Annotated in this window: 14 protein-coding genes; 4 read left to right on the top strand and 10 right to left on the bottom strand. The window is 45.3% G+C overall.

Features of this window, described 5'->3' with window-relative positions; genetic code table 11:
- Positions 1-101: 101 nt before the first annotated feature.
- On the top strand, positions 102-1,106 hold the full coding sequence (locus tag MKY24_RS01675) for a LacI family DNA-binding transcriptional regulator (RefSeq protein ID WP_339201285.1): 1,005 nt from the start codon (positions 102-104) through the stop codon (positions 1,104-1,106).
- A gap of 93 nt (positions 1,107-1,199) precedes the next feature.
- Here the strand turns inward: MKY24_RS01675 and MKY24_RS01670 are convergent, their stop codons facing one another.
- The 6 genes from MKY24_RS01670 to MKY24_RS01645 all read right to left on the bottom strand — a co-directional run bounded on the left by MKY24_RS01670 (position 1,200) and on the right by MKY24_RS01645 (position 5,941).
- On the bottom strand, positions 1,200-1,877 hold the full coding sequence (locus MKY24_RS01670; RefSeq protein ID WP_339201284.1) for a hypothetical protein: 678 nt from the start codon (positions 1,875-1,877) through the stop codon (positions 1,200-1,202).
- Positions 1,878-1,971: 94 nt separating this feature from the next.
- Positions 1,972-3,192, bottom strand: a complete 1,221-nt coding sequence (locus MKY24_RS01665) for a stalk domain-containing protein (protein WP_075153574.1) — start codon at positions 3,190-3,192, stop codon at positions 1,972-1,974.
- Between the two features lie 335 nt (positions 3,193-3,527).
- The gene (locus MKY24_RS01660; protein ID WP_279835023.1) at positions 3,528-4,013 is read right to left on the bottom strand and encodes a CcdC protein domain-containing protein; all 486 of its coding nucleotides are present in this window, start codon (positions 4,011-4,013) and stop codon (positions 3,528-3,530) included.
- Between the two features lie 40 nt (positions 4,014-4,053).
- Positions 4,054-4,821, bottom strand: a complete 768-nt coding sequence (locus MKY24_RS01655) for an ABC-2 transporter permease (protein WP_339201283.1) — start codon at positions 4,819-4,821, stop codon at positions 4,054-4,056.
- Positions 4,818-5,531: an ABC transporter ATP-binding protein gene (locus MKY24_RS01650; protein WP_023986611.1), complete on the bottom strand. Its 714-nt coding sequence runs from the start codon at positions 5,529-5,531 to the stop codon at positions 4,818-4,820. Before MKY24_RS01650 ends, MKY24_RS01655 begins: the two co-directional genes overlap by 4 nt.
- Positions 5,528-5,941, bottom strand: coding sequence for a GntR family transcriptional regulator (locus MKY24_RS01645; RefSeq protein ID WP_338533125.1), 414 nt, complete (start codon positions 5,939-5,941; stop codon positions 5,528-5,530). The genes MKY24_RS01650 and MKY24_RS01645 overlap by 4 nt, the downstream gene beginning before the upstream one ends.
- Before the next feature lie 213 nt (positions 5,942-6,154).
- On the opposite strand from MKY24_RS01645, the gene MKY24_RS01640 reads away from it, so the two are divergent.
- Entirely contained in the window at positions 6,155-6,727 is a 573-nt protein-coding gene (locus tag MKY24_RS01640) for a hypothetical protein (protein WP_023986609.1), read from the top strand.
- A gap of 190 nt (positions 6,728-6,917) precedes the next feature.
- On the top strand, positions 6,918-7,463 hold the full coding sequence (locus MKY24_RS01635) for a GNAT family N-acetyltransferase (RefSeq protein WP_028541950.1): 546 nt from the start codon (positions 6,918-6,920) through the stop codon (positions 7,461-7,463).
- Between the two features lie 51 nt (positions 7,464-7,514).
- On the opposite strand, the gene MKY24_RS01630 is transcribed toward MKY24_RS01635, so the two are convergent.
- Positions 7,515-7,847, bottom strand: coding sequence for a hypothetical protein (locus MKY24_RS01630; RefSeq protein ID WP_013308359.1), 333 nt, complete (start codon positions 7,845-7,847; stop codon positions 7,515-7,517).
- A 187-nt stretch (positions 7,848-8,034) separates the two neighbouring features.
- On the opposite strand from MKY24_RS01630, the gene MKY24_RS01625 reads away from it, so the two are divergent.
- A complete protein-coding gene (locus MKY24_RS01625; RefSeq protein ID WP_023986607.1) occupies positions 8,035-8,853 on the top strand; it encodes an alpha/beta hydrolase in 819 nt (272 codons plus the stop codon).
- Between the two features lie 109 nt (positions 8,854-8,962).
- On the opposite strand, the gene MKY24_RS01620 is transcribed toward MKY24_RS01625, so the two are convergent.
- The 3 genes from MKY24_RS01620 to MKY24_RS01610 all read right to left on the bottom strand — a co-directional run bounded on the left by MKY24_RS01620 (position 8,963) and on the right by MKY24_RS01610 (position 12,332).
- Entirely contained in the window at positions 8,963-9,178 is a 216-nt protein-coding gene (locus MKY24_RS01620) for a cold-shock protein (RefSeq protein ID WP_013308357.1), read from the bottom strand.
- Between the two features lie 131 nt (positions 9,179-9,309).
- Positions 9,310-9,510: a cold-shock protein gene (locus MKY24_RS01615; protein WP_007428290.1), complete on the bottom strand. Its 201-nt coding sequence runs from the start codon at positions 9,508-9,510 to the stop codon at positions 9,310-9,312.
- Between the two features lie 386 nt (positions 9,511-9,896).
- Positions 9,897-12,332: a LamG-like jellyroll fold domain-containing protein gene (locus MKY24_RS01610; protein WP_076159919.1), complete on the bottom strand. Its 2,436-nt coding sequence runs from the start codon at positions 12,330-12,332 to the stop codon at positions 9,897-9,899.
- Between the last annotated feature and the right edge of the window lie 9 nt (positions 12,333-12,341).

The following is a 12,341-nucleotide window of genomic DNA, read 5'->3' as shown; positions in this document are numbered from 1 at the left end:
CTTTGCTGCTTATGTGTAGGACTACGACATTTAGAATAGATATGTGGTTAATAATGAATATACAATAGCAATTATAAGACGGACGACAAGGAGGTGACGATGTGGTCAGCATTAAAGATATCGCCAAACAGGCGGGCGTTTCCATATCTACCGTTTCATATGCCTTAAATGGTAGCGATAAGGTAACAGAAGAAACTTGCGCACGTATTTTAGCCATTGCCAAAGAGCTTAACTATGTGCCCAATGCCGCCGCACGTAATCTCAAGAAAAGGCAGACCAAAATTATTGGCGTTTTCCTGACTGATTTTCGTGGAGACGTTTATGGAGATTTACTGTATGGCATCAAGGAAATTTTGAACCGCAAGGGTTATGATCTCATCGTATGCAGCGGTAAGCAATCTCACCGAATGCTGCCGGAACGCATGATCGACGGCGCCATTGTGCTGGATCAGACGTTTGATAGTCAGGAGCTACTGAACTACGCCGAGCGAGGACATAAAATTGTCGTGTTAGACCGTGAACTGAATCATCCTAACATTAACCAGGTGCTGCTGGATAACAAAGCGGGCGCCGCTCTCGCAATCGAACATTTATTGGAATTGGGACACCGCAAGCTATATGTGGTTACCGGACCAGAAGGTTCTTACGATTCATGGCAACGGATGCAGGCAGTTAAGCAGACCATTGAGCGTAGCGGCATCGCTGAAATGATCGAAATTGACGGCGATTTTGAGAAATCGGGCGGCGACCAGGCGGCTGAAATCATTTTGCAGCAACAAGTTGGTCCGTGTTCGGAACCTGTAGCCGTATTTTGTCTCAATGATGAAATGGCAGTGGGCTTTTACAATCGAATGGCTCAATCAGAACTGACAATTGGCAAGGATATTCATATCGTCGGCTTTGATAATATCGAGCTGGCGCAATATATTCAGCCCCGTCTGACAACGATTGACTATTCCAAACGTAAATGGGGCGCTGTAGCTGCCGAACAAGTTCTCAAAATCATTGCGGGGGAAGACGTGGAGCATGAACGTTTATACGTTACGCTTGTCCAAAGAGAATCGGCAGGCGCAGCATTCATCACCCCAGATCAACAGAATCTGTGATGAACAACGCAGAAGTAACCTGCTCGCCAGCCTCAAAAAAAGAACTTCCATAGTCCCAGAACACGGGTTGGAAGTTCTTTTAGTTATACTTTTTTAACCTAACAAATCCTCAATTAAATTCGTCAACGACCGTAAGGGATTGCCAATCATTTCCCCCGTCTCCAGCTCCACCTGTAACGCAGCATCAACCATAGACAACTGTGCTACAGCCAGACCTCTGCTTGGATCAGCCTTCCTCAGCTCATACAGCGAACGGACCAGCAATTCCTTATACTCGTCTTCACGTCCCTGCATAATCAGTTGAAAAGCGTCCTCCACCACCTTAACCTCTATCCAAGAAGAGATATCTGGTTTGCCTAACAGAGCAGCCGTATGATAAAGACGCTTCATCGTTCCCTCTACAGTAGCCGGATTCGTGAATACCAAGGTCCGTGGCAGCAAATCATCGCATATCTCATGAAAAAAGGGCTCATCCAGCGCAATTACTGGTGTAGACATGGTCAATTGAGCCTTTTCTGCCAAAACGATATAATTCGTGCACGTTATCAAAATAACGTCTATGTCGCTTTGGGCAATCCAGCTTAGTTGCTCTTCTACCTTGCGACTGGCATCGTCCGCAGAAAGATGCGGGTCTGACGAGATCCGGCGCATAAGCCCAGGGTCCACAAAATGTATCAGCTCCACCTCATAAGAAGCAAAAGCTCGTTCCACATAGGCTATGTTCGAGTGATGTGCATGCAGGCAGCCCACACGCTGCTTCAAGCCTTCCATCGTTCAACCCCCTGTTATATGTTTGCATCATTTTAACAGGAACAGGACGGTTGGGAAAGCGTGCAATCAGGCCATACCCCAAACGCACTTTTTCTTAAAACTTGCCGTTTGTATTTTTCCACTCTGTTTTAGCTGGAACCTCCTGAACTACGTCCCAATGTTCTGCTACCTTACCGTTCTCTACCCGGAACAGATCATAGACAGCGGCTGAAGTTCCCTTAGATGATGTCAATTCACTCACAACCAGCACGAAGTTGCCTTCTCCAATAACCATGTGAACCTGACCATATCCAAAAGAAGCTCCTTGGCTTCCCGCTGCGGAAAATGCTTGCTTCAAATTGGATACACCGTCACCAAAAAGAGGATTATGCTGGATGTAATGATCACCGTTATAGTAGCTTTCCAGTGCGGCGCGGTTCTTGCCAACCAGGATATCATCCACAAACTTGCGGATTAACATTTTGTTCGTCTCGGTCTGGTTGAGATCCGTGATCTGTGTTGTTCCGTCAATCATTGTACGTCCGCTTGGATTAGCTGGAGCCGAGTCCTGAATATTGTCCCAGTGCTCAACGATTTTACCATTGCTATCGAAGCGGAAAATATCAAAAACAATGCTCGTTTTTCCTGCAATGGACTCTTTATAATGAACCGCTACATAATTGCCATCCTGAATTACACGTTGGATTTCAACCTGTACATTGGCTCCCTTCGACTGGCTAATCCCTTGCAGCAAGGCATCTCTTCCGCTGGCAAAGCTCAGATTGTGCTGAATGTACTGATCTTTGCTGATCCAGGTCTCGGCCGCTTTCGTATCTCCGGTTTCAAAGCTTTTCACGATTTCAACGACCTTATCCTTATTACTCACCCCGATTTGCACCGTTTGGCTGGCCGGGTCCCAAATCACTTGCTTGCCCCATGCTTCTTTGACGACATCAACCGGTACATAAGTTACCCCTTGTTTGGTCAATAGGGTCGAGGTGGATAGCGGTACCTTAATCCCGTTGATTTGCGCTTCCGGACTGCCTGACACCAGTACAACCGTCGCCTGATCATATCGGATAGTCGTGCTTTGTCGCGCCGTATTGAACGTAATATGCTTGGCATCCATTGGAATTCCCAAACTGGAGGCCAATTGTCTCAAGGGAATTAAGACCTGCTTATTTCTCACGATAGGAGCAATTTTGTAAGCCTCCTTCTTGCCATCTACCCAAACCTGAATACCCGTAGTAGGTTTTACCTCGGCTGCTAAAGCCGGTACAGCAGAAGACAGAACAAGCAAACCAGCGAGTGCAGCAGTAACCGTATGTTTTTTCATGAATGTGAACCCCTCTCAACCTATAAAATAAAATATGGAAGACAATTTTCTTTTATGTAACTTATATAGTTACACCTAATCGCAAAAAGCAACTTTTCCCCGCCTATCTAACTTTAAACCCCATTTAAATCTTTTGAAACCTCAATAACCCTCCTTTCAAAAATTTATAATTGTACTGCTACAATGCAAGCCACAAGCCTTAGAATAAAGGATATGGGGAGCAATAACAATGTGTGATAACTTGCTAATTGCCGAAACTCAAAAAAAGCGGCTCCTATCACCAAGCGAATAAACGCTTTTTGAATAGTAAGCCGCTGTTAACCCCATTGCTATTGTTATACGGATAACGTTCTCCGAAACTTGATAAAGCTCCCGATTCGCCAGATTGAGATATACACCAGCGCCATCGTAATCGCCAGCATACTAACTTCAGACGTACCCAGACTACTGAGGTACTGGGTCAAAACAACGCGAATCAAGATAATAGCGATAATAATATATTTAAAATATTGGTTCGGCTTGGGATAAATAAGACCGTCATCCCGTCTTTCATACGCCGTATGCAGCAAAATAACATAGCCAAACAGAGCCCCTAATAGCCCGGCAACCAGCAGTTCCCAAAAGGCGGGGGGCGCATACGTTTGACCGGGAATATGCATTAATTGGTACACAGACATCATCATAAGCGGGAATGCGATAAACAAGGGGAGCAGAAGCCGGATTCCGTTTCCTTTTACCGGCCCCCCTCGTCTTTTGGTTCTCAACCAGATCATCAGCCCCACCAAAACAGCCAACAATGCATATATAAATATCGTCGTCATGGTGAAACTCCTTCCTCATAGATCCTATAGATATGCTAGCCTAAATCGACAGTTTTTTCTCCAATAGATAAGCGCTCAAGCGGATTAATACATATGCAGCAACCCAACTGATCAACACCGCAATCGAGAAATGCCAGGTAAAAGAAAACCATTGTCCTGTTTGAACATGGTCAAACTGCTCATAAAGCCCCTGATCGCCTGACCAATAAAAGACACTCCCGCCACCCATCAAAAGAATCCAGAGTATCGGGCTAATCGGCCGCAAGGTGCTGTATTTGGTACTGGCCGTCAGCAGACCCAGCGCAATAACCAACGGTGTGAAGGCGATAATCATCACAAACCAGTTCAATCCAGCTATAATAAAGGACGCTGCATCCGCAAACGTATAAGGCTGGATGGTGGATGAGATGAACAGCGCGTACAGAGAACCTACCACAAACAGGGACAAGGTCACGACCACGGCTTGTAAAATAGCAGCAATCCATTTGGCGCTAATCAGCCACATACGCTGATAGGGCAGAGTCAGCCACCATCCGTAGGTGTCATTCTCCCATTCTCTTCTCAGACTTCCCACACCCATGAAAATGATCATGTACGGCAAACCCAGGGTGACATACCACAGCCTTGTCAATTCGAGTTGGTTATGAAGCGCGAAATACAAGGAAATAACGAACGCCGCAATTAGAAATAATGAGAAATACACAAGTCTCCACGATCTCGGTAGTCGATTGCGGCTCTGCTTTCTCCAGCTTCCTTTATTTCGAAATTCATGGCGTATCAAATCTTTGAACAGCCCTGATGAATTCACGCCTTCCACTCCTTTTTGTACAAATTGCGGAACACCTGATTCAGCGAGCCATGCTCTGCACGCAGATCGTCCGAATCACCAGACCATATAACCCGTCCGCGGTCCATCATGACCGTGTAGTCAAACAAGCCTTCCACTTCCTGAATATCATGCGTGCTAATGAGTATAGACTGCTGGCGACCCTCCAAATAATCAATAATCCCAGCCACAATCGCCTCTCTGGAGAGGACATCAATGCCCGCAAACGGTTCATCCAGGATCATGAGCGGAACCTCACGCGCCAGACATAAAATCAGTAGCACACGTGCCTCCTGTCCGCGACTCAACCCGGCCATTTTCAACTCCAACTCCACGTCCATATGATCAGCAAGTTTATAAGCATCTTTTATATTGAAGCCAGGCAAAAAGGATTCCCCCCACTCCAGTGTCTGCTGCACCGTATGATTGGGGTACCAGCGAGCCCGGTCAGGCAGGTAGGATATACCACGATTGGTTTCCCAACCCGGCTTTTGCCCCAACACCTGAAGCTCGCCCCCATCTGGCCGAATTAATCCGGTGATTGCTCGAAAAAAGCTGGACTTCCCACAGCCATTGGGTCCAAGCACCCCTACAATGCGTCCCGCCGGAATGACGACATCCAAGTGGTCCAGCGCTTTTTTACTTTCATATTGCTTCGTCAGATGACTCGCAACCACAATAGATTCCGTCATGCCCCTTCGCCTCCTCCCTCGTCATTTCCGTCCTGTTTGCTTCGTATATACTGCTGTACATCTTCCCACGATAACCCCAGGCTGCTCATCTGTCCGAGAAACTGATCTATATACGTTATAGCCAATTGTTCCCGAAAGCTGGAAATCCGTTCACTGGACGAAGTAACATAAGTGCCTAACCCGCGCCGCTTCTCAGTCAATCCGTCCCGCTCCAGCTCCTGATATGCCCGCATCACAGTATTTGGATTCATGCGTAGTTCCTGCGCCAGATCACGAACAGATGGCATTTTGCTTCCCATTTCGATCTCCCCTTTAGCAATGGAGCTTCGTACTTGATTTAATATTTGCTCATATAATGGCTGGCTGAAGTCAATTAAAAACCGGAACGAGCCAACCCGTTGTTCTTCCATGGGTGTTTCCCCCTAATCGGCTGCATCTATTGTGCCTGTAGTGTATTATATCACTTAATACACGTAATACAAGTACCATCTTACTAAAATGTTAGTCTCGCTCTCCAAATTTCATTCAGTAAATGCTCAGCTTGCACTCAGATAGCATTCAAGTTGATCCCTTATGATGTATCACGTACCAAACAAACCATAACCGAAAGGTGGAAAATGAAGATGAAGAGCACCAAGAAAGCAATTTTGGCCGGAACGATGGCCTTGGCATTTTTAGGAGGCGGGGCACTGTACTCCACAAGCGCAGCCCATGCTGCTTCAACTACACCTGAGAAGGCTCCCATTGCAGACAAAGCACAAGCACCTAAGGGTAACCCCGGAGATGCTAACGGCCCTAAAATGGCAGGAGGAAACTATGCTGAGAACAAAGCTCTCCTGAAATTATTGAAATTGTCCTCCAGTCAGTTGGATACACAATTGAAAGCAGGTAAATCCCTTGCTACAATCGCCAAAGCACAAGGTGTGAGCGTAAATTCCGTTATTGATGTGATGGTTTCAGATATGAAAGCGAAACTGGCTACGGAAAAACAAAACGGCAAGATTACAGCAACTGAATATAACCAACGTGTCTCTAATCTAAAAAAAATGATGACAGATATGGTGAATGGCGTAAAACCCTCCAAACCACCAGTAGATGGCGGTAAAGCGGATGCAGGTAAAGCTCCTGCCCAAGGAGATGCAGCTAAGGCTCCTGCTAAAACCAATGCAGCTAAAGCCTCTGCTAAGCAGAAATAGCTAAAGCCACCCATGTATAATAAATCTCTATCCGGCTTCCCTGTACGGATAGAGAAATCAATAAGCCTGTCCCCTGCTGCGATACAACATAAGGAGACAGGCTTATTTGTCATGTAAACAAGATAATATGTGGTAGACTAACATGATCCAGAGGTCATTTTTCACTAAAATTCATAATAAGGAGAATGTAATGAAAATAAATAAACAGGAATTTGAGATACGAGGAATGAGCTATACGATCAGATCTGCCATGATTCAAGATGCGAAGAATTTGTCTGAAATCCGTTTGCTGATTGATGGAGAGACTGAAAATTTAGACAGAGAGAAGGGAGAAGCGTTTATAAGTACATCCGGTTTTGAACAGCTCATTGAATCAGATACAGAGAATAACAGAAACCTATTTTTAGTTGCGGTAGTTCATGATAAAATCGTCGGCTTTTCAAGATGTGAGGGCCATGTTCTGAGCAGATTCTCTCATAAAGTTGAATTTGGCGTATGCGTACTAAAGGATTTTTGGGGTTATGGGATCGGGACGAATCTTTTAAAAAAATCTATTTCTTGGGCTGACTCCAATGGCATCAAGAAAATAACTCTACAAGTTTTGGAAACGAATGATAAAGCCATTGAGCTCTATAAAAAACATGGATTTGAGATCGAAGGGTTATTAAAAAACGATAAGGTTCTTTCAGATGGCAAATACTACAACACCATAATCATGGGGAGATTTCATAAATAAAAAAAGACCCTGTTCAACAGGATCTTTCATCTTTGTATCGCCACACATCCCCTAGTAGCGATAATCATCATAAGGATTGCGATTACGATACTGATCACGCGGCTGCTGGGCTGCGGTAATCATCAAAAATATGCCTGAGATCAAATGCATCAACCAGCCCACAATCGGAATCCATCCAATAACCGAGGTCACGATCCCTAAAATAGATCCATAATAAGACTCTCTATTCGTCACCGATAGCACCAACGTAACAATGTGGAAAATCAGCATAAAGAACAATATAGTATACGCGGAATTTACGACGAGCAGCCCGCCCAAAACGGGAATAGCTAAAAACAGCTCCAATCCGCCTGTAATCCATTTTAATGTTTTTGATGGTGTCATTGTTCCACTCTCCCGATGCTGTTTCATTCCATAATTATATCCCATCCCTATCTAGGATGACATACATTTTTTAACATAATATATGCTTATATCGTGACAGTCTCATCCCTTTTTCGAATGAGCTAAGCCCTGGCTACATATATGTGAGAGAGAATGAAATTTCGTGATTTCTAAAGGGGTGAACACGATGGGATATTATATTGAGGTGGAACGCGGCGTGAAGCTGTATGTCGAGGATATTGGAGAAGGCATCCCTGTTCTGATGGTTCACGGCTGGCCGCTGGATCACCGAATGTACGAATATCAGGCCGCCTTGTTGCCTGCTTACGGGTATCGCTGTATTCAGGTTGATCTTAGGGGGTTCGGCAAGTCTGATCGACCATGGCATGGATACAATTATGATCGATTGGCGGACGATCTGCTGGCTGTTATGCAGGCGCTTCAGTTAAACCAGGTACGGCTGATCGGTTTTTCGATGGGGGGAGCTGTGGTCACACGCTACATGAGCAGGCACCGGGGATTTGGCGTCAATCAGTTGATCTTGATCGGAGCAGCTACGCCCCGATTCACCCCAACCAGCGACTTCCCTTACGGTACTCCTGTCACAGAGGTAGATAAACTCATCAAACAAGCCTATACAGATCGTCCACAACTGGTAACTTCTTTTGGCGAGATGTTGTTTGCTAATCCCGTTAGCCAGAGCTTACGCGATTGGTTACGTGATCAGGGTTTCGCGGCTACAGTTCATAGCATGGCTTGTACTTTGTATTCACTGCGTGACTCTGATTTGCGCGCTGACCTACCATGTATACACGTGCCTACTTGGATTCTACACGGCAAGCTGGATCGGGTCTGTCCTTTCCCCCTGGCTGTCCAAACTCAAAAAGGAATTGCCGGATCAAAGCTTATTCCTTTCGAACGAAGCGGGCACGGTGTATTTTACGAAGCGCTACCCGAATTTAATTCTATCTTACTGAGCATACTAGCCCCATCCTCCACACCATAATTGAAAACCTGTTCATTCTTATGTATAATTCATATTTATAAAAAACAAAAAAGACGCCTCAGCGCCGTTAATGGCTATGGGGCATCTTTCACTACAAACATTTATCCGTTTAGGATTGTTTGGTATGATTAAAGCTCGTATTATTTAAAACAGCCAGCTTTTTCTCGCCCTTCACCATGGCAGAACCGCAAATGGGGCATGTCGGCTCGACAGAAAAAGCGAAGTTATCCCGCATCCAGCCGTTACATGTATCGCTGGCGCAATTCCAGACAGTTGTAATTTCCTCAGGAATCTCATCCATTGGCTTTTTCCGTGAATTGTACATAAACATCCCTCTTTCTTCATGATTTATAAAGCGATAAGATGTAATCAGTTCAAAAACGGTCTTGTGAACAGATAAAAACAAATGCCCCAAACGCTATGTTCGGGGCATCTGAAGTAGGCTGTAATTTTAAATTACAGTTTTACAACGTTCTCAGCTTGTGGTCCACGGTTTCCTTCAACTACGTTGAATTCTACGCGTTGGCCTTCGTCCAAAGATTTGAAACCTTCGCCTTGGATTGCGGAGAAATGTACGAATACGTCGCTTCCACCTTCAACCTCGATGAAACCGAAACCTTTTTCTGCGTTAAACCATTTAACTGTACCTGTTTGCATGGAATTACCTCCAAAATGTATTTATATGACCTTTATTTTTGACAAATAAAAATTCACATATTGCACAAGGTTATTTCAACCTAAAACAATAACCCTCTACAATATGTGAATCTCAGGTCACAATTTCAATATACTCATATTACCATAAGTGTATTGAAAACGCAAGCACTGGTGAATTTAATTTATGCAGAGTGCTTATGTCTTCTATTGCTGCTTCAAAGCTGTGTTCATTCGGCGGGAGTGAGTCATTAACGCCTACTTAAAACATTATATCCGCAGTTGCTTCCTATTATACCAGCAATCAAGAAATAAATATACAAAACATTGTGCAGGAGACGAACTTCTTACTAAAAGCTCATCTCCTGCGTTTATTTGCTCATTTTGAATTACAATTCTGCCAGTGCTTTAATTTCCTCTGCTGTCAGCGCTTTGTTATACAATTGAACTTCATCCAGGCTGCCATTGAAGTAAGCATCGGCGGCAAAGCGGCTTTTGCCGAGATAAGCCTCGCTCGTCAGCAACTCATTGGGATTAAAGGTAATGCTGTCATTAACGGCTACTTCCTCACCATTTACATACAGCTTTCCTGTATTCCCTTTCAGTGTAACCGCTACATGCGTCCACTGGTTTAGAGGTAATGATGATTTGGAAAGCAAGCTTTGATCCGTACCCTCATGGATTGTAAACTGGAGCACACCGTTTCCTTGGGAAGGGGTAAGAAACATATGCCGGGCTTGGCCGTTGCCGAAGTCAAAAATCCGTTGCCAAGCTGCACCGCCCTTCCAGTTCACCCAAGCGGAAAAGGTAAAATCCTTCGCATCTGTTACTGTATTTGGTAGTTGCACGTAACCATCCTTACCGTTTAGGACAAGCGCACCGCCAAGCTTCCCGTCTTTATCCCATGCAGCACCACCATAGGTCTTACCATCGAATTGATTGTATGTGCTGTCGACAACCGAAGTTCCTTGATCTTCACTCCACGAATAGCGTGCGAGCTGAGGACCTCGGGCCTGCCCGGGAACAATGGCTGTAAAGTTTTTCTTAGCTGTGGCTTTGTCCTTTTTGATGGTCGCTGTCAATGTAACTGTTACAGGCTGAGAGCCGGCTTCTGGACGGTATACTTCACCTGTCACAGAAATATTCTCCGGGTGGGTGGATTCCCATGAAATAGTGGTATCTTGTGCTGCTTGAGTAGGTAGCGTCAGATTATAAAGAACATTGCTCGTATCGCCCAGGCTCAGATCCTTCTGCACAGCAGCTACAATCTTGCTGGCCTTCAGGTCAGGCTTTAGCGAACCCCATACCGCAACACCCTTGGAGGACAACGCGGTAAAAGCAAGCGTCTTGGCACCTGTGTCTGGATCACGGTGCCGCAGGAATACACCTTTGTAATTCGTGCCCTCTGCTGTAATTTCCAGCTGATTGCCTGCCCCCAACTTCCATGTACCGTTCACTCCACCAGACAGCTTGCCGCCACTATCCAGACTGACGTTAACGGCTTGCTTAATATTTGCCGAAATTTCCTTCCCGTGATTTACATACGAATATTGACCGAGGACATCCTTTTCTGACAGCTTTTTCAGTGAATCTTCATCTCCCGAATAACGATAAGGAGCAACCACAGGCCAACCGTCAGCGTTCATGAACATTTCATGTACCCGCACTTCAAACTGTTCGCCTCTCCCCGGGAAACGGGAATGGAAAATGACAAAATGCTTTTTCGTCTTGGGATCATAATAAGCCGAGTTGTGTCCGGGTGACACATAACCTGCACCCAGTCCAGTACCCGGATCACCAATTTCTCTTGGAATCAGGTAATTACCTATCAGTTTGACACCGTATGGTTCAATGGAAGCGTCATCAAAAAGTGGTTTATCAGGATTCGCCTTGACCTTGATCATATCATTGCCTTCAGCATCGTAGAAAGGACCATCCGGTGTTTTGGACCGAGCCACCCGCAGGTTGTATCCGCCATCCGCTGACAATCCACCATAGGACAGGAACAAGTAATAGTAGTCCGTTTGCGGACTGTATTGTATGTACGGCCCTTCCATACGAGCATGATTACCGCCTGTCAGCTTTTTACCGTAGCCTTGACCAGGGAGCGGCTTCCCTGTCTTTTCATCCATCTGCATAATGAAGATGCCTCCTGAGTAGGAGCCATATACCATCCACAGTTTGCCGTTCTTATCATAAAAGGTGTCCGGGTCTACGGCATTTGGATGCTTGGTTGCGTCATAGATCGTCCCATCCTCACTCGGTTGGTCCCACATGCCGGATTTTAGAAAAATGCCTTTATTCTTATAAGGCCCTTCAATTTTATCAGCAACTGCTAGGCCCATTGCTGAACGCGGTGAGTCACCCTTGCAAGCGTTATAATACATATAGAACTTGCCATCTGCCAGTTGAATGACATCAGCTGCCCACAGGGTGTCTGTCTGTGCCCAATCCAGTGCTTCCTTTAATTCTTCTTTGACGTTGGGAATCAATGTATTACCATTCGCCACTCCTGTAGCAATCGTATCCCAATTCATGAGGTCTTTGGACTTGGCAGCCGCCAGATGTGAGCCGAAAATGTAAAATGTGTCTTTCACTTTCAGGATGGATGGATCATGTACGGAAGTCTCCTTGAAAGAGACAGCCTTTTTACTTTGAATTGAAAAGTTTTCTAGGTCTTGAGCTTGAAGGGAAGTTTGCCCCACATTTTGAATTCCATCTGTATCTGAATTGAGTGTTTGCTCGGCGCCTACCAAAGAAGCAGGCAACAACAGCGCACCTGCCAGTGAAGCTGCTGTTACTTTACGAACAAATGATTGCTTCATAAATCAATC

The organism is Paenibacillus sp. FSL P2-0322, from assembly GCF_037975315.1.
GTDB lineage: Bacteria > Bacillota > Bacilli > Paenibacillales > Paenibacillaceae > Paenibacillus > Paenibacillus polymyxa_B.
Note: the sequence above shows the minus strand (reverse complement) of the source record. Positions and strands in the feature narration are given on the sequence as shown.